18 protein-coding genes are annotated in these 21,909 nt (G+C 53.1%); all 18 read right to left on the reverse strand.

Annotated elements, in window-relative coordinates; genetic code table 11:
- Positions 1–16 precede the first annotated feature (16 nt).
- On the reverse strand, positions 17–2,722 hold the full coding sequence (secA, locus tag ACUU1I_RS04035; protein ID WP_000905785.1) for a preprotein translocase subunit SecA: 2,706 nt from the start codon (positions 2,720–2,722) through the stop codon (positions 17–19).
- Between the two features lie 61 nt (positions 2,723–2,783).
- A complete protein-coding gene (gene secM, locus ACUU1I_RS04040) occupies positions 2,784–3,296 on the reverse strand; it encodes a secA translation cis-regulator SecM (RefSeq protein ID WP_000014321.1) in 513 nt (170 codons plus the stop codon).
- A gap of 230 nt (positions 3,297–3,526) precedes the next feature.
- Positions 3,527–4,444 (reverse strand): UDP-3-O-acyl-N-acetylglucosamine deacetylase, encoded by a 918-nt coding sequence (gene lpxC, locus ACUU1I_RS04045; protein ID WP_000595482.1) that lies wholly within the window; start codon positions 4,442–4,444, stop codon positions 3,527–3,529.
- A gap of 100 nt (positions 4,445–4,544) precedes the next feature.
- Positions 4,545–5,696 (reverse strand): cell division protein FtsZ, encoded by a 1,152-nt coding sequence (gene ftsZ, locus ACUU1I_RS04050; RefSeq protein WP_000462776.1) that lies wholly within the window; start codon positions 5,694–5,696, stop codon positions 4,545–4,547.
- Between the two features lie 60 nt (positions 5,697–5,756).
- Positions 5,757–7,019: a cell division protein FtsA gene (ftsA, locus tag ACUU1I_RS04055; protein WP_000588474.1), complete on the reverse strand. Its 1,263-nt coding sequence runs from the start codon at positions 7,017–7,019 to the stop codon at positions 5,757–5,759.
- Positions 7,016–7,846: a cell division protein FtsQ gene (gene ftsQ / locus ACUU1I_RS04060; protein WP_000075753.1), complete on the reverse strand. Its 831-nt coding sequence runs from the start codon at positions 7,844–7,846 to the stop codon at positions 7,016–7,018. The genes ftsA and ftsQ overlap by 4 nt, the downstream gene beginning before the upstream one ends.
- A 1-nt stretch (position 7,847) precedes the next feature.
- Positions 7,848–8,768 (reverse strand): D-alanine--D-alanine ligase, encoded by a 921-nt coding sequence (gene ddlB, locus ACUU1I_RS04065; protein WP_000130036.1) that lies wholly within the window; start codon positions 8,766–8,768, stop codon positions 7,848–7,850.
- Positions 8,761–10,236, reverse strand: a complete 1,476-nt coding sequence (murC, locus tag ACUU1I_RS04070) for a UDP-N-acetylmuramate--L-alanine ligase (RefSeq protein WP_001096033.1) — start codon at positions 10,234–10,236, stop codon at positions 8,761–8,763. Before murC ends, ddlB begins: the two co-directional genes overlap by 8 nt.
- Before the next feature lie 53 nt (positions 10,237–10,289).
- The gene (gene murG / locus ACUU1I_RS04075; RefSeq protein ID WP_000016583.1) at positions 10,290–11,357 is read right to left on the reverse strand and encodes an undecaprenyldiphospho-muramoylpentapeptide beta-N-acetylglucosaminyltransferase; all 1,068 of its coding nucleotides are present in this window, start codon (positions 11,355–11,357) and stop codon (positions 10,290–10,292) included.
- A complete protein-coding gene (ftsW, locus tag ACUU1I_RS04080; RefSeq protein WP_001239796.1) occupies positions 11,354–12,598 on the reverse strand; it encodes a cell division protein FtsW in 1,245 nt (414 codons plus the stop codon). Before ftsW ends, murG begins: the two co-directional genes overlap by 4 nt.
- The gene (murD, locus tag ACUU1I_RS04085) at positions 12,598–13,914 is read right to left on the reverse strand and encodes a UDP-N-acetylmuramoyl-L-alanine--D-glutamate ligase (RefSeq protein WP_000796492.1); all 1,317 of its coding nucleotides are present in this window, start codon (positions 13,912–13,914) and stop codon (positions 12,598–12,600) included. The genes ftsW and murD overlap by 1 nt, the downstream gene beginning before the upstream one ends.
- 2 nt (positions 13,915–13,916) lie before the next feature.
- Complete coding sequence (mraY, locus tag ACUU1I_RS04090; RefSeq protein ID WP_000964131.1) at positions 13,917–14,999, reverse strand: phospho-N-acetylmuramoyl-pentapeptide-transferase; 1,083 nt, start codon at positions 14,997–14,999, stop codon at positions 13,917–13,919.
- Positions 14,993–16,351 (reverse strand): UDP-N-acetylmuramoyl-tripeptide--D-alanyl-D-alanine ligase, encoded by a 1,359-nt coding sequence (murF, locus tag ACUU1I_RS04095; RefSeq protein WP_000626671.1) that lies wholly within the window; start codon positions 16,349–16,351, stop codon positions 14,993–14,995. Before murF ends, mraY begins: the two co-directional genes overlap by 7 nt.
- Positions 16,348–17,835 carry a UDP-N-acetylmuramoyl-L-alanyl-D-glutamate--2,6-diaminopimelate ligase gene (murE, locus tag ACUU1I_RS04100; protein ID WP_000785134.1) on the reverse strand — a complete coding sequence of 496 codons (1,488 nt, stop codon included), beginning with the start codon at positions 17,833–17,835 and terminating at the stop codon, positions 16,348–16,350. The genes murF and murE overlap by 4 nt, the downstream gene beginning before the upstream one ends.
- On the reverse strand, positions 17,822–19,588 hold the full coding sequence (ftsI, locus tag ACUU1I_RS04105) for a peptidoglycan glycosyltransferase FtsI (protein WP_000642214.1): 1,767 nt from the start codon (positions 19,586–19,588) through the stop codon (positions 17,822–17,824). The genes murE and ftsI overlap by 14 nt, the downstream gene beginning before the upstream one ends.
- 15 nt (positions 19,589–19,603) lie before the next feature.
- Entirely contained in the window at positions 19,604–19,969 is a 366-nt protein-coding gene (gene ftsL, locus ACUU1I_RS04110) for a cell division protein FtsL (RefSeq protein WP_000625658.1), read from the reverse strand.
- A complete protein-coding gene (gene rsmH, locus ACUU1I_RS04115; RefSeq protein ID WP_000970479.1) occupies positions 19,966–20,907 on the reverse strand; it encodes a 16S rRNA (cytosine(1402)-N(4))-methyltransferase RsmH in 942 nt (313 codons plus the stop codon). Before rsmH ends, ftsL begins: the two co-directional genes overlap by 4 nt.
- 1 nt (position 20,908) lies before the next feature.
- Complete coding sequence (gene mraZ / locus ACUU1I_RS04120; protein ID WP_001295770.1) at positions 20,909–21,367, reverse strand: division/cell wall cluster transcriptional repressor MraZ; 459 nt, start codon at positions 21,365–21,367, stop codon at positions 20,909–20,911.
- Between the last annotated feature and the right edge of the window lie 542 nt (positions 21,368–21,909).

Here is a 21,909-nt window from a genome sequence, read left to right on the forward strand (position 1 = left end):
CTTCAACTGTTAGCTTTTATTGCAGGCGACCATGGCACTGCTTGTATTTTTTACCAGAACCGCACGGGCAAGGATCGTTACGTCCTACTTTGCGTTCACCGGTTTGCGCCGCCAGTGCAGCTGCGGCTGCAGAGTCGTCATCCTGATGGCTAAGCTGCTGCATTTGTGCTAAACGCTCGGCTTCCATACGACGCTGTTGTTCCAGCTCCTCAACCTCTTCAGGCATACGTACCTGAACTTTGCTCAGCGTACTGATAACTTCATATTTCAACGACTCCAGCATCGCTGCAAACATGGAGAACGATTCACGTTTGTATTCCTGCTTCGGATCTTTCTGTGCATAGCCACGCAGGTGGATACCCTGACGCAGATAGTCCATCGCTGCCAGGTGCTCTTTCCACAGGGAGTCAAGCGTTTGCAGCATGACGCCTTTCTCGAAGTGACGCATCATCTCAGCACCAACCACTTCTTCTTTACGCTGATACACTTCGATGGACTGCGCCAGAATGCGCTCACGCAGCGTCTCTTCATGCAGTTCTGGTTCTTTATCCAGCCACTCGGCAATTGGTAAATCGAGGTCGAAATCGTTCTTCAGACGTTCCTGCAGCCCCGGAATATCCCACATTTCTTCCAGCGACTGTGGCGGAATGTAGGCATCAATGGTGGCTTTGAACACATCTTCACGAATGCTGTTGATGGTTTCGCTCACATCGCTGACATCCAGCAGTTCGTTACGCTGGGAGTAAATGGCGCGACGCTGATCGTTAGCCACGTCATCATATTCCAGCAGTTGCTTACGAATGTCGAAGTTACGACTTTCAACTTTACGCTGGGCGTTGGCAATCGCTTTAGTCACCCACGGGTGTTCAATGGCTTCGCCTAGCTTCATACCCAGTTTACGCATCATGCCGGATACTCGGTCGGAAGCAAAAATACGCATCAGCGCATCTTCCATCGACAGGTAGAAACGGGAAGAACCAGCATCCCCCTGACGACCAGAACGACCGCGCAACTGGTTATCGATACGACGGGATTCGTGACGCTCGGTACCGATGATATGCAGGCCACCTGCTTCCAGTACCGCATCGTGACGTACCTGCCAGTCGGCTTTAATTTTTTCAATTTGCTCTGCGGTCGGATTTTCCAGCGCGGCAACTTCTGCCTGCCAGCTACCTCCGAGCACAATATCTGTACCACGACCCGCCATGTTGGTCGCGATAGTCACCGCAGCCGGATAACCTGCCTGAGCAACAATCGCCGCTTCGTTGGCGTGGAATTTGGCGTTCAGGACATTGTGCTTAATACCGGCTTTGGTCAGTTCGTTTGACACCAGCTCCGATTTTTCGATGGAGATAGTACCCACCAGCACCGGCTGGCCTTTCGCAGTACGTTCTTTGATATCTTCAATGATCGCCTGAATTTTTTCCGCTTCAGTCATGTAGACCAGGTCCGGCAGATCTTTACGAATCATTGGACGGTTGGTCGGAACAACGACGGTATCCAGTTTGTAGATGGAGCTAAATTCGAAAGCTTCGGTATCAGCAGTACCGGTCATCCCCGCCAGTTTTTCATACAGACGGAAGTAGTTCTGGAAGGTGATCGAAGCCAGCGTTTGGTTTTCGTTCTGGATCTGCACACCTTCTTTCGCTTCCACAGCCTGGTGCAGACCATCGGACCAGCGTCGGCCCTGCATGGTACGACCGGTGTGTTCGTCAACGATGATAACTTCACCATCTTTAACGATGTAGTCGACGTCACGGGTAAACAGCGCATGAGCGCGCAGCGCCGCCGTTACGTGGTGCATCAGCATGATGTTGGCCGGAGAGTACAGAGACTCCCCTTCATCCATGATGCCCTCTTTCACCAGCAGTTCTTCAATCAGCACCAGACCACGTTCGGTCAGGTTCACCTGGCGAGATTTTTCGTCCACCGAGAAGTGGCCTTCGCCCTGGAAGGTTTCGGAGTCTTCTTTTTCCTGACGGATCAGGTGCGGAATAATTTTATTCACGCGTTTATACATTTCCGAGCTGTCTTCTGCCGGGCCGGAAATGATCAGCGGTGTACGCGCTTCATCGATCAGGATGGAGTCCACTTCGTCCACCAGCGCATAGTGCAGTTTACGCTGTACACGTTCTTCAGGGCTGAACGCCATGTTGTCGCGCAGGTAGTCAAAGCCGTATTCGTTGTTCGTACCGTAAGTGATGTCAGCTGCGTAAGCTTCGCGCTTTGCCGGTGCTGGCATGCCCGGCAGGTTGATACCAACAGTCAGGCCAAGGAATTCAAACAGCGGACGGTTGTTTTCGGCGTCACGTTGCGCCAGGTAGTCGTTGACGGTAACTACGTGCACGCCTTTACCGGTTAGTGCGTTCAGGTAAGCAGGCAGCGTTGCGGTCAGGGTTTTACCTTCACCGGTACGCATTTCGGCGATGCAGCGTTCGTTAAGAACCATACCGCCGAGTAACTGAACGTCGAAGTGACGCATACCAAAGACGCGCTTACTTGCCTCACGCACCACGGCGAAAGCTTCCGGGATCAGATTTTCCAGCACTTCGCCTTTTTCCAGACGCGCACGAAACTCTGCGGTTTTCCCTTTCAGTTCTTCATCGGAGAGTTTTTCCATCTCCGGTTCCATGGCATTGATGATGTTGACCACTTTGCGCATCCGGCGCAGGGTGCGATCGTTACGACTACCGAAAACTTTAGTTAACAATTTGATTAGCATAATAAAATCTCAAACGCCCCGCGTTACGGAGTTAATAAAATGAAGTAAAGGTTTATTGTTGTTAGGTGAGGCGTTGAGGGCCAGCACGGATGCCTTGCGCCTGGCTTATCCAGACGGGCGTGCTGAATTTTGCTTGTGGGGTAAAATGCGCATAATCAATGCGATAACCCTTTTCAGACGGCGTGCCTTCCTGGGTCAGCAGCGCGCTGAGCGTATCCAGTAATGCAAGATGTTGCGCCTGAAGAGGCAAAGATTCTTCAGCAACGGGCAGTGTTTGCGGTGCCATTGCGAAAGAAAGATGACGGATTACCGTGCGAATAGCATGTTGATGCCAGTAATCAACGGAATAGTTCGAATTCGGGCGGCGCGTGTTCGCTTCCAGCAAGGCCAATTGACCAAAGTTAACTTTGGCTGAAGGCTCGTGGTTGCGGGTTGTCGCTTTTGCGGGCGCGTTTGGTTCGGCGGCGTTGCTGAGCGCAGGCAAACCTAAACTCGCCGCGACCATCCCTAATAAGAGATGCGGCCAGAAGTAGCGTTTACCAAACTGTCGCCAGCGCGTCAGTATTCCACTCACGTTATTGCCATCCCGATCGAATTCAAACGTATTTAGCGCACAAATCTTATCATTAAAGCCTGAAGTCCACAGCACGAATGAAGATAAGTTGTGCGTAAAAGTGCTTAAGAAAACAGCGTTCGCACCGTTTTTTATAGCTCTTATAAAATTCAAAAAAAAACGACTGGTTCACCTGGCCGGAGAGAGTGCCAGATTTGCCAGTCGAATTTTATACGACAGTATAAATGTCGTTATGCCAGTACAGCTGAAGGCGCTTTGAAGGCCAACGGCAGTTCTGCGTCGTCCTGGAAGGTCACATATTCCCAGGCTTCCTGTTTCGCCAGGACAGCCTGCAGCAGTTTGTTATTCAGTGCATGACCGGATTTATAAGCGGTAAATGCACCAATAATATTGTGACCACACATGAACAAGTCACCGATCGCATCGAGCATTTTGTGACGCACAAATTCGTCTTCAAAACGCAGGCCGTCTTCGTTCAGTACGCGATAATCGTCAACAACGATGGCACAATCGAAGCTGCCGCCCAGGCACAAACCACGGGACTGCAGATATTCGATATCACGCATGAAACCGAACGTACGCGCACGGCTGATCTGGCGCATAAACGCATCAGCGGAGAAGTTCATCGCATAGCGCTGGTTGCTGGAATCAATAGCCGGATGGTTAAAATCGATGGTGAAATCCAGCGAAAAACCATTGTACGGCTTAAATTCAGCCCACTTATCGCCATCTTCGACACGAACAGTCTCTTTGATGCGAACAAATTTTTTGGCGCAGTTCAACTCGTCGATACCGGCGTCAAGCAGCAGGTATACAAACGGAGCGGCGCTGCCGTCCATGATCGGGATTTCCGGCGCGTTAACTTCGATAACAATGTTATCGATGCCCAGGCCCGCGAGAGCAGCATTGAGGTGCTCTACGGTTGAAATCCGTACATCATGCTCGTTGACCAGACACGTACAGAGCATGGTATCACGCACAGATTTGGCATCGGCCGGGAAATCTACCGGTGGATTCAAGTCGGTGCGACGATAGATGACCCCGGTGTTGGCCGGCGCAGGGCGTAACGTCAGGGTGACTTTCTTGCCGGTATGTAAACCGACACCCGTCGCCTGAACGATACGTTTAAGTGTCCTTTGTTTGATCATCGTATTATCTCGCCAAATTACCTATCCAACCGAAGTGTACTATACATTCGGCGGGCCAGTTTAGCACAAAGAGCCTCGAAACCCAAATTCCAGTCAATTCTTAATCAGCTTGCTTACGTAGGAATGCTGGGATATCCAGATAATCCGGCTCTTTCGCAGTTTGCGGCGCATTGTCATTCACTACTTTAGCAACCGGCTTCTGCTCCTGGGTCAGCGGAGCCATCCCATGCTGCTGGTAGCGATCCATCACTGGCTGCTGAACCTGCTTATTGGTCACCAGAGTGATTTCAGGACGTTTGTCCATGCCGATACCTGTCGCAACAACGGTTACGCGCAGCTCGTCATTCATATCCGGGTCAAGAGAAGTACCGATAACCACAGTCGCGTTGTCGGAAGCAAATGCACGGATGGTGTTACCTACCGTTTCGAACTCATCCAGACGCAGGTCGAAGCCCGCCGTGATGTTAACCAGCACGCCGCGCGCGCCAGACAGGTCGATATCTTCCAGCAGCGGAGAAGAGATAGCCATTTCAGCAGCTTCTTCCGCACGGTCTTCACCGCTCGCCACGCCAGAACCCATCATTGCGTAGCCCATTTCAGACATTACGGTGCGTACGTCTGCAAAGTCCACGTTCATCAAACCCGGACGAGTAATCAGTTCGGCGATACCTTGCACAGCGCCTTTCAGTACATCGTTCGCTGCGCCAAACGCATCCAGCAGGGAGATACCGCGGCCCAGAACTTTCAGCAGTTTGTCGTTCGGGATAGTGATCAGAGAGTCCACATGCTTGGACAGTTCAGTGATCCCCTGCTCGGCGAATGCCATACGCTTCTTGCCTTCAAAGTTGAAAGGCTTAGTGACGACAGCAACGGTCAGGATACCCAAATCTTTTGCCACTTCAGCGACGACTGGTGCTGCACCTGTACCGGTACCACCACCCATACCCGCAGCAATAAAGACCATGTCTGCACCTTCCAGCGCCGCACGCAATGCATCGCGATCCTCATCAGCCGCATTGCGGCCAACTTCTGGATTAGCGCCAGCGCCCAGTCCTTTGGTGATACCGCTACCGATTTGAATCGTCTGTCCAACCGCTGTTTTACGCAGCGCTTGTGCATCGGTATTTACCGCGAAGAATTCAACACCTTCAATACGCTCGCGCACCATGTGTTCAACAGCATTACCGCCGCCGCCGCCGACGCCGATGACTTTAATCACCGCGTCATTGGTAAGTTCCATTGGTTCAAACATAGTTTCTCTCCGATTTGTGCCTGTCGCCTGAGGCCGTAATCATCGTCGGCCTCATAAAAATTAAAACTCTTTTCGCAGCCAACTATTGAGTCGCTTGATCCACGAGCCAACTGATGCTGTAACACGTTTTTCTACTTCAGCTTCACCGTTAAGATGTGACTCTTTCCCATAGTGAAGCAATCCCACCGCCGTCGAATAATACGGCTCCTGAGCATAATCCGTTAAACCGGTAATGTTCAGCGGCGCGCCGATACGCACTTGCGTATGAAACACGCGCTGAGCACAGGCTGCAAGACCTTCGATCTGCGCTGCGCCACCGGTTAATACAATGCCTGCCGCCAGGTGATGTTTAACCCCTTGTTGGCGAAGCTTTTCCTGCAACTGCAATATCTCTTCGTTGACCAGGTTGAGCAACTCGGTATAGCGCGGCTCGATCACCTCTGCCAGGGTCTGACGTTGCAGACTCCGCGGCGGACGACCGCCTACGCTCGGCACTTCCACGCTCTCATCTTTTCCAACGATGGAACCCAGCGCACAACCGTGGCGAACTTTAATCGCTTCGGCGTCGCTTGGCGGCGTGCCAAAGGCGTAAGCGATATCACTGGTCACGACATTGCCAGCATAAGGAATTACCTTAGTGTGGCGTAATGCCCCACCGGTATAAACGGCGATATCCATTGTACCACCACCGATATCGACGACGCAGACACCCAGTTCACGTTCATCTTCCGTCAATACCGAATAACTTGATGCCAGTCCGGCAAATATCAGTTGGTCAACTTTCAGCCCACAACGTTCAACCGCTTTGACGATGTTTTTCGCCATATCGTTGTGACATGTGATCAGGTGCACTTTTGCCTGCATCCGCACACCCGAAAGTCCTACCGGATTCTTGATCCCTTCCTGATAGTCAATCGCATACTCTTGCGGGATCACATGCAGCACACGATGCTCATCGCGCACACGCACCGATTTCGCGGTATGGACGACGTTTTCCACATCTTCTTGCGTCACTTCTTCTTCAGAAATAGGCACCATACCAATTTCATTCTGGCAGCTGATGTGCTTACCAGAAAGCGCCAGATATACCGAAGAGATCTGACAATCTGCCATCAATTCTGCCTGGTCAATGGCGCGTTGTACGCACTTGACCACGGATTCGAGGTCGTTCACCCCGCCTTTATCCATACCACGTGACGGGCAGCTGCCCACGCCAATGATATTGACCATACCGTCGGGCAGAACTTCCCCTACTAAAGCGGCAACCTTCGCGGTACCAATTTCCAGTCCTACTACCAGTTTTCTGTCCGTCGCCTTGATCATTGTTGTTCTGCCTGTGCCTGATTTTGTTGCTGAGTAGATTCCTCTGGCGGCAAGGGCGCCCAGCCTACTGCCGCTCCAGAGTCATAACGCAAATCAACGTAGCTAATCCGTTTGCCATCGGTTTGCGCCTGCTGCTGTAAAACCGGATAAAGTTCTACAAAGCGAGCCAAACGTTTCATCGTATCGCCCCGGCCAAGATTGAGCTTAATATCGTTATTCAGCGTCAACTGCCAGGAACGCCGCGCGGTCATCGCCGCTTCCTTCAGAGTAAATCTGTCCTTTGCCAGCATCTGCCCCATTTCGCGATAGCCCTGCAACACTTCATTAGCGCTGCCTTCCGGGCCATACAGCATTGGAAGCACCTGCTTGCTGGTGCGATCTGGCGGCACGCTGAAGGTGTTTCCTTCCGCGTCTACCATGTGTTGATCATTCCACCGCGCAATCGGCACATATTCAACCAGATGAATCTTCAATTCATCAGGCCACTGCTTTCTGACGCTCACCTGCTTAATCCACGGCAGGCGTTGTTCTATTTGCGTCTGGATGATGTTGACATCCTGGGTCATAAAGGTACCCGGCTCACCCAATGCCAGGATCGACTGCCGGATATCGTCATTACGCGTGTAATGGCGTTCACCGGTCAACACCAGCTTTGAGAGCGGCAGGCGTTGCGCATCTTCCATCCAGCTCAACACGACCCAGCCGCTCACCAACACTGTCGTTAAAACGGTCAGCAGGAAAAGGATCCCCGCCAGACGCGTTCCATTATTGCGGCGAGAAGAAACCTCTTCTTCGCTGTTTCGCGTGTTCAGAGCAGCCTGCGACATATTAGTCCGCCAGTTCCAGAATTCGTACTACCAACTGCGAGAAGCTCATACCTGCCTGACGTGCCGCCATCGGCACCAGGCTGTGGCTGGTCATACCCGGTGAGGTATTGGCTTCCAGCAGATAAAACTGTCCATCACTGTCCAGCATAACGTCAATACGTCCCCATCCTTTGCAACCTAACGTCGTCCATGCTTTCAGCACTAATGCCTGCAAATTGGCCTCTTGTGACGCTTTCAGACCTGCGGGGCAGAAATACTGTGTCTCATCAGAGAGATACTTCGCCTCATAATCATAGAAGGTTCCGGACGGTTGAATACGTATTGACGGTAAAATTTCTTCACCGAGTATCGCAACCGTGAACTCCGGCCCACTTAGCCATTTTTCAATCAATACTTCTTCATCGTGCTGAAATGCCAATCTTAATGCATCTTGTAGAGCATTTTCTGCTACTACTTTTGACATTCCCACACTGGAACCTTCGCGGCTCGGCTTAACGATAACCGGCAAACCCAGAGCAGAAATTTCTGCTAACTGCTTATCGCTCAGGCCTTTTTCAAACTCTGCGCGGGTTAACGCTACCCACGGCGCGACCGGTAAACCGGCACCTTGCCACAGAAGTTTGCTGCGTAGTTTATCTATTGAAAGCGCAGATGCCATCACTCCGCTGCCGGTATAAGGCAAGCCCATCAGCTCGAGCATGCCCTGCAGCGTACCATCTTCACCGCCGCGACCGTGTAGCGCGATAAACACTTTCTGAAAACCCATCGACTTCAGTTGCGTCACGTCGACTTCTTTCGGGTCGACAGGATACGCATCAATACCGCCTTCACGCAGCCCGGCTAACACCGCTGCGCCAGAATTCAGAGAAACTTCCCGCTCAGCGGAAGTCCCGCCCAACAGGACCGCGATTTTATCAGTCATGTTGTTCTTCCTCCGGAGTTTGCGGCTTCAGTTTGATTTCAGCTAAAGAACGGGCAATTTTTCCGATATTACCAGCCCCCTGAACGAGAATCAGGTCGTTACCGGTTAATACCGGTGCCAGCATCTCGGCTACCTGCGCAGGGTCCGGCACCAGAATGGGATCAATTTTCCCACGTCCACGAATTGTGCGACACAGCGAACGGCTGTCCGCTCCCGGAATTGGCGCTTCGCCAGCCGGATACACTTCCAGCATCAACAGGGTATCAACCTGCGTCAGCACATTGGCGAAATCATCATACAGGTCGCGCGTACGGGTAAAACGGTGCGGCTGAAACAGCATTACCAGGTTTTTATCCGGCCAGCCTGCGCGCGCCGCTTTAATGGTGGCGTCAACTTCCGTCGGGTGGTGGCCGTAGTCATCGACCAGCATTGCCGTACCGCTTTTACCATTCACTGGCTCCAGCGGGAATTCACCGAGGAAATCAAAACGGCGACCAGTCCCCTGGAAGCTCTCCAGCGCACGCAAAATAGCCTCGTCGTCAATTCCCTCTTCCGTAGCAACCGCAACCGCAGCTGCGGCGTTCAGCGCGTTATGACGGCCTGGCGCATTCAGGGTGACGCGCATCGGCTCTTTGTCCTGACGCAGCAGCGTAAAGTGCCCCTGCGGGCCAATCTGCTGATAATCTTCTACACGCACGTCGGCATCTTCGCTGAAGCCGTAAGTTGTGGTCTGACGTCCCACACGCGGTAACAATTCGCGGATCACCGGATCATCAACACACATCACCGCACGACCGTAAAAAGGCAGGTTGTGCAGAAAATTAATAAAGGTCTGTTTTAAATTCTCAAAGTCGCCCTGGTAGGTATCCATGTGGTCGGCTTCGATATTGGTGACAATCGCCACCATCGGTTGCAGATGCAGGAACGATGCATCACTCTCATCTGCTTCGGCAATCAGGTACCGACCATGCCCCAAACGCGCATGAACCCCCGCCGCTTTTACCAGCCCGCCGTTAACGAAGGTTGGGTCGAGCCCCGCTTCTGCGTAGATGCTGGAAACCATCGCGGTAGTTGTCGTTTTGCCGTGCGTTCCTGCAATGGCGATGCCATGACGAAAACGCATTAACTCAGCCAGCATTTCGGCACGACGGATCACCGGAATACGCGCTTCATGAGCTGCGACAATTTCCGGGTTGTCGGCAGAAATGGCGCTGGAAACAACGACCACGCTGGCATCACGTACGTTTTCCGGGCGATGGTTGAAATAAATCGTCGCACCCAGATTCAGTAACTGCTGCGTGACCGGATTTGGCGCTAAATCGGAACCACTGATCTGATAACCTTCATTGGCCAGAACTTCGGCAATACCGCCCATACCGGCACCACCAATGCCGACAAAATGTATGTGCCGAACGCGACGCATTTCGGGCACGATGGAACGCAGTTTTGCCAATTGTTGTGTATTCATTCTTTACGCCATTAACTTCTTAAATTCATACGATGCAAAAGGCATCGCTACAATTACGCCCGGGCAGCCCGGCTCACTTCATTTGCCACTCGCTCGGTGGCATCCGGAATGGATGCAGCGCGGGCGCGTTCTGCCATGGTTAATAAGGTTTCTCGCGACCACCCGGCCAGGGTGTTGGCGACAGCATCCACGCTAAGCTGTGGCTGCTCGATAATTTTGGCTGCGCCCGCTTTTTCCAGCGGTAGCGCATTCCAGTATTGCTGGCGGTCTTTATGTTGAAACGGCACAAACAACGCCGGTAGTCCTGCCGCGGCGATTTCACTCACAGTTAAAGCACCGGAGCGGCAAACGACGACATCCGCCCACGCATACGCCGCCGCCATATCATCAATAAATTCAGTCACTTTATGCTGCGGTTGCCCCGCTTCGGCATACGCCTGTTCAACGGATTGTTGCGAACCTTTGCCGCTCTGATGCCAGATAGTGACTGAATCACCCAGTTTCGCAGCAACCTGCGGCATTGTCTGGTTAAGAATGCGTGCGCCCTGGGAACCACCCACTACCAACACACGAACCGGACCTTCACGTCCAGCCAAACGTTGCTGCGGCAACGGCAGCGCCAGCACATCGGTACGCACCGGGTTACCCACCACTTCCGCATTAGGGAAAGCGCCTGGAAACGCCTGCATCACTTTGGTAGCAATCTTCGCCAGCCATTTATTGGTTAAGCCCGCAATACCGTTTTGTTCATGAAGTACAACCGGAATGCCTAACGACCACGCGGCCAGACCACCTGGACCTGATACATAGCCGCCCATACCGAGTACCACGTCAGGTTTGTACGCTTTCATAATCGCCCGCGCCTGACGCCAGCCGTTGAAGATACGCAGCGGCGCAGCTATCAGTGCTTTTATACCTTTTCCACGCAAACCAGAGATACGAATGAAATCAATTTCGATGCCATGTTTTGGCACTAAGTCCGCTTCCATACGGTCGGCAGTCCCCAGCCAGCGAACTTGCCAACCCTGAGCCATTAGATAGTGCGCAACCGCCAGTCCCGGGAATACATGTCCACCGGTTCCGCCTGCCATCACCATTAATCGCTTTCCTTGACCACTCATCGTGAACCTCGTACAAACGCCTGCGCTTTCTCCAGACGCGTTTCATAATCAATACGCAACAGCATCATGATGGCTGTCGACATAATCAGTAAGCTCGAACCACCGTAACTGATTAGCGGCAATGTCAGACCTTTGGTCGGTAACATCCCCGCCGCCGCGCCTACGTTAACCAGCGCCTGGAAGCTAAACCAGATGCCAATAGAACAGGCGAGAAAACCGGAAAAACGGTGGTCAATTTCTAATGCTTTGCGGCCAATCGACATCGCACGAAAAGCGACGAAGAATACCATTAAAAGTGCTAGTACCACACCGACATAACCTAATTCTTCGCCGATAATGGCGAAAATAAAGTCAGTGTGCGCTTCCGGCAGATACTCCAGTTTTTGTACCGAATTACCTAAACCTTGCCCCCAAAGTTCGCCGCGACCAAACGCCATCAGCGATTGCGTTAACTGATAGCCGCTGCCAAAGGGATCTTCCCACGGGTTCCAGAATGCGGTAACACGGCGGATACGGTACGGTTCGGCGAGGATCAGCAACACAACCGCTGAAATGCCCATACCGATAATGGCAATGAACTGCCACAATTTCGCTCCCGCCAGGAACAACATCGCCAGCGTAGTCACAAACAACACCACCACCGTACCAAGGTCTGGCTGTGCCAGCAGTAACACTGCCAACACCAGAATCACGCCCATCGGTTTCAGGAAGCCGCGCAGGTTATTACGTACTTCGTCGCCTTTACGCACCAGATAGTTGGCGATATAGCAAAACAGCGACAGTTTTGTCAGCTCCGCAGGCTGGATACGCAGCAAACCGAGATCGATCCAACGCGATGCCCCTTTAACAGCGCTACCTACTACCAGCACGATCATCAGCAGGATGATAGATCCGAGCAGCATCGTGGCACTGTAGCGTTGCCAGAACTCCATCGGCAGACGCAGCGTAATGATCGCCAGAATAAACGCCAAAATCAGATAGACACCATCACGCTTCGCGAAGAAGAACGGATCGTTGGTTAAGCGTTGCCCTATGGGCATTGACGCCGAGGTCACCATGATAAAGCCAATCGCCGCGAGGCCGAAGGTCAGCCACAGTAAGGTGCGATCGTACATGATCAGGCTGTCGGTATCTTTTTCCCGCGAGCCCATCACCCAGCCCTTTAGCGCCGTGGAGATCCAGACCAAGATACTGAATCCTGGCAGGCGCGGCATTTTCAGGCGAGGGAGAGATAAACGCATCAACCTAACTCCTTCGCCAGACGGGCAAACTCATTGCCTCGTTGTTCAAAGTTCTTGAACTGATCAAGGCTGGCACAGGCCGGGGAGAGCAGAACCATATCGCCCGGCTGAACACGCGGAGCCAGCAAGCGCATAGCCTGTTCCATAGTTTCGGTTTGTTCTGCCACTTCCGGGCGTAGCGCCGCCAGCTGCGCGCCGTCACGACCGAAACAATACAGACGTACGTTATCGCCATTCAGGTAACGCGCCAGTGGGCTAAAGTCCGCCGATTTACCATCGCCGCCCAGCAACAAATGCAGCGTGCCGTCTACGTGCAGGCCATTCAGCGCCGCTTCCGTACTGCCGACGTTGGTCGCTTTTGAATCGTTAATCCAGCGCACACCGTTATGCTCCAGCACCACTTCAAAGCGATGCGGCAGACCGGTGAAGGTGGTTAACGCTTTCAGGCTGCTGGCGCGCGGTAACCCTGCGGCATCTGCCAGCGCCAGCGCCGCCAGCGCATTGGTGTAGTTATGCTGCCCGGAAAGTTTCATCTCTTTCACATTCAGCACTTTCTCGCCTTTAACCCGCAGCCAGGTTTCGCCCTGCTGATGATTCAGGTGATAGTCACCCATGTTGACGCCAAAGCTGACGCAGCGTTCATCCGCACCGCGAATCGGCATTGTTAAGGCATCATCAGCATTAACCACGCAAACTTTCGCGTTTTCGTAAATGCGCAGTTTTGCTGCACGATACTGTTGTAAACCAAACGGGTAGCGATCCATATGATCTTCAGTCACGTTCAGAATGGTCGCTGCTACCGCCTGTAAGCTGGAGGTGGTTTCCAGCTGGAAGCTCGACAGTTCCAGCACGTACAGTTCACACTCATCATCCAGTAGCATCAACGCAGGCAGGCCAATATTGCCACCCACACCAACGTTAACCCCCGCCGCTTTCGCCATTTCACCCACTAGCGTGGTGACCGTGCTTTTGCCGTTAGAACCGGTAATCGCCACAATCGGTGCTTGTGCTTCGCGACAAAACAGCTCGATATCGCCAACGATTTCGATTCCGGCATCAGCGGCAGCGCTTAAGGATGGATGCGCCAGTGCAATACCGGGACTGGCGACAATCAGATCTGCCGCCATCAACCATTCATCATTCAGACTGCCCGTGTGGCGTTCTACGGCTTCGGGTAATTTATCCAGGCTAGGCGGTGTCATACGCGTATCCATAACGCGCGGCGTCACACCGCGAGCGAGGAAAAAGTCCACGCAGGAAAGCCCGGTGAGGCCCAGGCCGATAATGACAACATTTTTACCCTGGTAATCAGCCATGATTAACGTACCTTCAGCGTTGCCAGACCAATCAGGACCAGCATCAGCGAAATAATCCAGAAACGCACAATGACGCGCGGTTCCGGCCAGCCTTTCAGTTCATAGTGGTGATGAATCGGTGCCATGCGGAAAATACGTTGTCCGCGCAGTTTAAAGGAGCCGACCTGCAGGATGACAGAAAGCGTTTCTACCACGAACACGCCCCCCATAATCACCAGCAGGAATTCCTGACGTAGCAGTACGGCGATAATGCCTAACGCACCACCTAACGCCAGCGAACCGACATCGCCCATAAAGACCTGCGCCGGATAGGTGTTAAACCACAGGAAGCCCAGTCCTGCCCCGACTATCGCGGTACAGACAATAACCAGTTCCCCGGCGTGTCGCAGATACGGTATGTGTAAATAGCTGGCAAAGTTCATGTTGCCGGTCGCCCACGCCACCAGCGCAAAACCACCGGCGACAAATACGGTCGGCATAATTGCCAGACCGTCAAGACCATCGGTCAGGTTTACCGCGTTGCCAGTACCCACAATGACGAAGTAAGCCAGCAGAATGTAGAACAGCCCCAGTTGCGGCATCACATCTTTAAAGAATGGGACCACCAGCTGCGTTGCGGGCGTGTCTTTGCCGGCAAGGTACAAAGCGAAAGCAACACCCAGCGCAATGACCGACATCCAGAAATATTTCCAACGAGCGATCAACCCTTTGGTATCTTTACGCACCACTTTGCGATAATCATCAACAAAGCCAATAACACCGTAACCTACCAGCACCACCAACACGCACCAGACGTACGGATTGGACGGGTAAGCCCACAGCAGCACGGAGATCACAATCGCTGTCAGGATCATAATCCCGCCCATGGTCGGCGTACCGCGCTTGCTGAAGTGTGATTCAGGACCGTCGTTACGCACTACCTGACCAAAGGAAAGTTTTTGCAAATGAGCAATCATGCGCGGGCCCATCCACAATGAGATGAACAGCGCGGTCAGCAGGCTGACGATGGCGCGAAACGTCAGATAGGAAAAGACGTTAAAGCCGGAATAATATTTGACCAAATGTTCGGCCAGCCAAACTAACATGTCCCATTCTCCTGTAAAGCGCGTACTACCTCTTCCATGGCAGCACTACGTGAACCCTTAACTAAAATCGTAATTACCTGTTGCTCAGCAATCAGTGATTTAAGACGCGTAATTAACGCAGTTTTATCAGCAAAATGTTCGCCAACGCCGCTGGCGGTGCTGATAGCATGGCTTTGTTTACCCATGCTTAACACGCGGTCAATACCAGCAGCTTTTGCCGCCTCGCCCACCTGTACATGGCAGTCTTCGCTTTCAGCGCCCAGTTCCGCCATATCGCCCACCACCAGCACGCGGTAGCCCGGCATTTCAGCCAGTACCTGAACAGCTGCGGTCATTGAACCGACATTGGCGTTGTAGGAGTCGTCGAGCAGCAACTGGTTTTCTGCCAGTTGGATGGGGAACAGACGGCCAGGAACAGCTTTCAGATTTGCCAGCCCCGCTTTGATAGCATCAAGCGTTGCGCCCACGGACATGGAGAGCGCAGCGGCTGCCAGCGCATTCGCAATATTGTGACGCCCCGGCAACGGCAGCAGAACATCGACGCTACCGGTTGGGGTTTGTAGGGTAAATTCCATACCGTGCGAGGTCACATGGATATTGGTGGCGGTGAAATCGCTGTTGGCGGCATTGGGTGAGAAACGCCACACTTTGCGTGAGCCAATTACGCTCTGCCAGTTCAGCCAGTCGTTGTTGTCGGCGTTCATAATGGCGATACCGTTTTCCGGCAGGCCGCTAAAGATTTCACCTTTCGCTTTCGCGACACCCGCAAGCGAGCCAAAACCTTCCAGATGCGCCGCTGCCAGGTTGTTGACCAGCGCCGCTTCCGGGCGAGTCAGACTCACAGTCCTGGCAATCTCGCCCTGATGGTTCGCGCCAAGTTCAATAACTGCGTAATCGTATTCCGGCGTTAAGCGCAACAGCGTCATCGGTACACCGATGTCGTTGTTGAGATTGCCTGCCGTATAAAGCGTGTTGCCGCACTGGCTTAAAATCGCCGCCGTCATCTCTTTAACGGAGGTTTTGCCGGAGGACCCCGTCAGAGCAACCACGCGCGCCGGAACTTGCTGGCGAACCCATGCAGCCAGTTCACCAAACGCCAGACGCGTATCCTTGACGATTAACTGCGGCAGGTCGATGTCCAGCGGACGGCTAACCAGTAGTGCGCCTGCGCCGCCAGCTTTCGCCTGGTCGGCAAAATCGTGGGCATCAAAACGTTCACCTTTCAGGGCAACAAACAGGCAGCCCGGCGTCAGTTTTCGGGTATCAGTGGTTACAGCATCAAGGGTGATATCTGCACCTTGCAGTTCACCGTTGAGAATATCGGTAAGTTGGCTAAGGGTTACGCTAATCATGCAATCCCCCCCAGCAGACGCGCCACCGTGACGCGATCGGAGTAGTCCAGACGCTGATTGCCAACAATCTGGTAATCCTCATGGCCTTTGCCCGCGACCAGTACCACATCATTCTCTTTAGCCTGCATAACGGCGCAAGTCACCGCTTCAGCACGGCCTTCCATCACTTTGGCATGTCCGGCATCTAACATTCCCGCCAGAATATCGTTGATGATGGCACGCGGTTCTTCGGTACGCGGGTTATCGTCCGTCACCACCGCCACGTCAGCAAACTCTTCGGCAATTGCGCCCATCAGTGGACGCTTACCTTTATCGCGATCGCCACCACAGCCAAAGACGCACCACAGCTTGCCCGCACAGTGCAGGCGCGCCGCCTGTAAGGCTTTTTCCAGTGCATCCGGCGTATGCGCGTAATCCACCACCACCGTCGGTTTGCCTGGCGCAGTGAACACTTCCATACGTCCGCAAACCGGTTGCAGACGCGCGGCGGTTTTCAGCAGATCAGCCAGTGGATAGCCCAGCGCCAGCAGTGTTGCCAGCGCGAGCAACAGGTTGCTGACGTTAAAAGCGCCCATCAGATGGCTTTCAATTTCGCCATCGCCCCAGCTTGAACTAAAGCGAATGGTCGCGCCGCTGTCGTGATAGTTCACTTCGGTCGCTTTCAACCAGCGTCCGTGACAGTTCGGATTGATATGATCTTCCATTGATACCGCAACCGCGTCCGGCAGTTTTGCCAGCCAGCGGCGGCCCACTTCATCGTCGGCGTTAATAATCGCCTGACCGCAATGATGTTCAGAATAAAGCAGCCATTTCGCAGCTTCGTAGTGTTCCATATCACCATGATAATCAAGGTGATCGCGGCTTAAGTTGGTAAAGACCGACGCCGGAAATTTCAATGCCGCCACACGGTGCTGTACCAGCCCGTGGGAGGAAACTTCCATTGCGCAAAAAGTCGCGCCCTGATCCACCAGCCCCGCCAGCTCATGCTGAACATCAACTGCCGAACCGGTAGTATTTTCTGTCGGGATCACTTTCCCCAGCAGACCGTTACCAACGGTGCCCATTACCGCGCTGGTTTCGCCAAGCAGTTGGCTCCACTGCGCCAGAAGCTGGGTCGTCGTGGTTTTGCCGTTGGTGCCCGTTACGCCTACGAGACGTAAATTGTCAGAGGGTTCATGGTAAAAGCGGCCCGCCAGTGCAGATAAACGCTCGTTGAGCTGGCTGAGATAGATGACCGGTACGCCGTGCATTTCACGGATTTCACCGTCGGTCGCCTCATCTTTCGCCTCTGCAATAATGGCAGCCACACCTTGCGCTATCGCCTGCGGGATATATCGACGCCCGTCCGCCTGATGACCTACTACAGCTACAAAGAGATCGCCCGCCGCAGCCACACGGCTGTCGAGTGTCATCTCTCGCAGTGCTCGCGAAGGTGCGTCTGGCACCCACGGAGCAAGAAGGTCGCGCAAATTACGATCTGCCACCTGTCCCCTCGCCTTGATTAATCACAAATTCATTTTTATCGCCCGTTGTCAGCGCATCCGGCTCGATGTTCATGGTACGCAATACGCCGCCCATGATGGCACCAAAGACCGGCGCGGAAACGGCGCCGCCGTAGTATTTACCCGCCTGCGGATCGTTGATAACAACAACCAGCGCGAAGCGCGGCTGACTCGCAGGCGCAACGCCTGCGGTATAAGCAATATATTTATTGATGTAGCGACCGTCCGGCCCGACCTTTTTCGCGGTACCGGTTTTAATGGCGATACGATAGCCTTTAATCGCCGCCTTCACGCCGCCGCCGCCTGGTAGCGCCACGCTTTCCATCATATGCACCACGGTGCGAACAATGGATTCCGGGAAGACACGTTCACCGGGAACCGGGGGGTCAACTTTGGTAATCGACAGTGGGCGATAAATGCCGTAGCTGCCGATAGTTGCGTAGACTCGCGCTAACTGTAACGGTGTTACCATTAGCCCGTAGCCGAAAGAGAAGGTGGCCCTCTCTATGTCAGACCACCGTTGTTTTTGAGGATATAAGCCACTGCGTTCTCCGACCAACCCCAAATTGGTCGCTTTTCCCAGTCCAAAACGTGAGTAAGTATCTACTAACGCTGAGGACGGCATCGCTAACGCCAGCTTGGAAACACCGACGTTACTCGACTTCTGTAATACCCCGGTCAGGGTTAATTCGCTGTAGCGTGCCACGTCTTTGATTTCGTGGCCGTTAATTCGATAAGGAATGGTATTGAGTACCGAGTTTTCCCGCACCACGCCACGTTGCAACGCGGTCATCACCACCATCGGTTTAACCGTTGAGCCCGGTTCAAACACGTCGGTGATGGTACGGTTACGCATCGCCTCTTTCGGCGTGCCGCTCAGATTGTTAGGGTTGTATGACGGGCTGTTAGCCATCGCCAGCACTTCACCTGTGTTGACATCCACCAGCACGGCGCTACCAGATTCAGCCTTGTTAAAGGCCACCGCATTGTTCAGTTCGCGATAAACCAGCGCCTGCAGGCGTTCATCAATACTCAGCGCCAGGTTGTGCGCTGCCTGGCTGTCAGTAGAAGAAATATCTTCAATTACGCGACCATAGCGGTCTTTACGCACAATGCGCTCACCCGGCTGCCCGGTAAGCCATTTATCGAAACTCTTCTCAACGCCCTCAATCCCTTGACTATCGACGTTAGTAAAGCCGATGAGGTGAGCAGTCACTTCGCCGGACGGATAGTAACGGCGAGACTCTTCACGCAGATGAATCCCCGGCAGTTTCAGTTTTTTGATGTAGTCCGCCATGTCAGAGTTTACCTGACGCGCCAGATAAATAAAGCGCCCTTTCGGGTTGGCGTTAATGCGGGCAGAAAGCTGATCCAGCGGAATATTGAGCGCGTTAGCCAGCGCCTTCCAGCGGTCACCGACGCTGATACCGCCAGCGTCATGCACTTCTTTCGGGTCAGCCCAAATCGCTTTTACCGGCACGCTCACCGCTAACGGGCGACCAGAACGGTCAGTAATCATGCCGCGGGAGGTGGAAACTTGCTGAACGCGAAGAGAACGCATGTCGCCCTCTTTCACCAGCATATCCGGGGAGATAACTTGTAACCACGCTACGCGTCCGAGCAGAAAAGCCAGCGCCAGGAGAATACAGCCGCATAACAACGCAAAACGCCAACTGATAAAGTTGGCATGTTCTTCCTGACGTTTTGGTTTCTGCGTTTTCGCCGCTGCTTTCATGCGTCGCGTTTATCCTTATTTTTGCACTACGATATTTTCTTGTGACGGATCAACATGCTGCATTTGCAGCTTTTCCGTGGCGATCCTTTCCACCCGGCTATGGTCGCCGAGCGCATTCTCTTCAAGGATCAGGTTGCGCCATTCAATGTCTAAAGCATCTCGCTCCAGCACCAGTTGTTCGCGCTGAGCGGTCAGTAAACGGGTATGGTGCGCCGTGGTTACCACGGTCACCGCCGTCAAAATAATGCAAATGAACAGGCAGAGTGGCAGCTTCCCAAATCGCAAAAGATCGTCACCGATAACACCAGGCAATGCATGGCGCTCGTGGCTTCCCATCGATCCTTTAACTTTGCTTAGAGCTTCTGTCACTCTGCTGATCATGCGTTCGTCCTCTCTGCAATACGCAGAACTGAACTACGGGCACGAGGGTTCTCAGCCACCTCTTCTTCGCCCGGCATTAACTTGCCTAGTGCTCGCAGCTGACGGCCACCCAGTTTTTTGAGCTGCTCTTCAGTCATCGGTAACCCTGCCGGAACTTGCGGACCGCGGCTGTTTTCACGCATAAAACGTTTCACAATACGGTCTTCCAGCGAGTGGAAGCTGATGATCGAAAGCCGCCCACCCGGGGCCAGCACGTTGAGCGAGCTTTTTAGCGCCTGCTCTATCTCCTCCAGTTCACTGTTTACCCAAATGCGCACCGCCTGGAAGGTACGGGTCGCGGGATGTTTAAACTTATCTTTCACCGGCGTTGCAGCAGCCACGACTTCCGCCAGTTCTTTGGTGCGGGTCATCGGCTGTTCGCGGTTACGCTCGACAATGGCGCGGGCAATGCGTTTGGCAAAACGCTCTTCACCATAGGTTTTCAATACCCAGGCGATATCGGCTTCTTCTGCGGTTTGTAGCCATTCAGCGGCTGACTGCCCACGGGTTGGGTCCATACGCATGTCCAGCGGACCATCGCGCATAAAGGAAAAGCCGCGTTCAGCATCATCAAGTTGCGGTGAAGAGACGCCAAGATCGAGGAGAATGCCGTCGATCTTGCCAATAAGATCGCGCTCGGCAACGTATTCGCCCAGCGCGGAGAAAGGTCCGTGGATGATGGAGAAGCGCGGATCATCAATAGTCTTCGCAACGGCGATAGCCTGCGGGTCGCGATCGATCGCCAGCAAACGCCCCTCTTCGCCAAGCTGCGAGAGGATCAGACGTGAGTGACCACCGCGACCAAAAGTCCCATCAATGTAGATGCCATCAGGACGGATATTGAGGCCATTAACGGCTTCATCCAGCAGCACCGTAGTATGTTTATAGTTTTCCATCATTTTATAGAGACAAGTCCTGCAGTCGCTCCGATAAGTCTCCGGTAGCCAACTGCTCTGCGTCGATATCTTCCTTGACCTGTTGATGCCAGGTTGTTTCATCCCACAGCTCAAACTTGTTGAACTGTCCAACCAGCATCACTTCTTTTGTCAGCCCGGCATGTTGCCGCAGTACTGGCGCGATTAACAATCGACCTGCGCCATCCATCTGACATTCGCTGGCATGACCTAACAGTAGGCGCTGCACACGGCGCTCAACCGGGTTCATGCTCGACAGACGCGATAATTTTTGCTCGATAATTTCCCATTCAGGCAGGGGGTAAAGCAGCAGGCACGGGTGATGAATGTCAATGGTGCAAACCATTTGACCGGCAGCGTTCTCAAGCAGCTGTTCCCGATAACGGGTAGGCACTGATAAGCGCCCTTTGCTGTCGAGATTGACTAACGTTGCTCCCCGGAACATGCCAGCCTCACCCCTTATTCCCACTTTGCCCCACAATTTCCCACTGAAAGGAGTTTACGGAGCGGAGGAAAAGCTTGTCAAGCCAGTCACAAGGCATACCGAGGTAAAAAACCCGATGTTTACGGCTAATATCAGCGTTGTTTATTTTACGTCCAACGTGCGAAGCAAATTAACGTTATGAATAGCTGTAAGAAAAAATCCCTCATCGTCATCACTGTTTTAAAATGACTCACTATTTTCCACAGCAAATATAAAGTGTCAGTTTGCGACGCGAGCGGCATTTTAGGACATATCTTCCCCGGTTAACAGTCCTTGTTACGTCTGTGTGGCGCTTGATGCCAGCGGGTTTGCGCAAAAGCAAAGAAAAGTGTTTGTTAAATCGGCAATTCATCGCCGCATGTAACAAAATAATGCAAAAACGCGCTGTCGATATCACTTAATTATTGTGAATTTCAGCTGGTGAGTTAATTAACGGGCGGGTTTAAAACCATTTATCAATAATAGTCAGGAATAGTCTTATTTACTTTAAGGATATTGATGTC

The organism is Shigella sp. SIG3 (assembly GCF_053555855.1).

Bases quoted from the DNA above. Each gene is read 5' to 3' on its own strand.
- ddlB (WP_000130036.1), bottom strand. From the start codon at position 8,768: ATGACTGATAAAATCGCGGTCCTGTTGGGCGGGACTTCCGCTGAGCGG.
- secA (WP_000905785.1), bottom strand. From the start codon at position 2,722: ATGCTAATCAAATTGTTAACTAAAGTTTTCGGTAGTCGTAACGATCGC.
- lpxC (WP_000595482.1), bottom strand. From the start codon at position 4,444: ATGATCAAACAAAGGACACTTAAACGTATCGTTCAGGCGACGGGTGTC.
- mraZ (WP_001295770.1), bottom strand. From the start codon at position 21,367: ATGTTCCGGGGAGCAACGTTAGTCAATCTCGACAGCAAAGGGCGCTTA.
- murD (WP_000796492.1), bottom strand. From the start codon at position 13,914: ATGGCTGATTACCAGGGTAAAAATGTTGTCATTATCGGCCTGGGCCTC.
- rsmH (WP_000970479.1), bottom strand. From the start codon at position 20,907: ATGATGGAAAACTATAAACATACTACGGTGCTGCTGGATGAAGCCGTT.
- ftsW (WP_001239796.1), bottom strand. From the start codon at position 12,598: ATGCGTTTATCTCTCCCTCGCCTGAAAATGCCGCGCCTGCCAGGATTC.
- ftsL (WP_000625658.1), bottom strand. From the start codon at position 19,969: ATGATCAGCAGAGTGACAGAAGCTCTAAGCAAAGTTAAAGGATCGATG.
- ftsZ (WP_000462776.1), bottom strand. From the start codon at position 5,696: ATGTTTGAACCAATGGAACTTACCAATGACGCGGTGATTAAAGTCATC.
- murF (WP_000626671.1), bottom strand. From the start codon at position 16,351: ATGATTAGCGTAACCCTTAGCCAACTTACCGATATTCTCAACGGTGAA.
- murC (WP_001096033.1), bottom strand. From the start codon at position 10,236: ATGAATACACAACAATTGGCAAAACTGCGTTCCATCGTGCCCGAAATG.
- murG (WP_000016583.1), bottom strand. From the start codon at position 11,357: ATGAGTGGTCAAGGAAAGCGATTAATGGTGATGGCAGGCGGAACCGGT.
- mraY (WP_000964131.1), bottom strand. From the start codon at position 14,999: ATGTTAGTTTGGCTGGCCGAACATTTGGTCAAATATTATTCCGGCTTT.
- ftsA (WP_000588474.1), bottom strand. From the start codon at position 7,019: ATGATCAAGGCGACGGACAGAAAACTGGTAGTAGGACTGGAAATTGGT.
- ftsQ (WP_000075753.1), bottom strand. From the start codon at position 7,846: ATGTCGCAGGCTGCTCTGAACACGCGAAACAGCGAAGAAGAGGTTTCT.
- ftsI (WP_000642214.1), bottom strand. From the start codon at position 19,588: ATGAAAGCAGCGGCGAAAACGCAGAAACCAAAACGTCAGGAAGAACAT.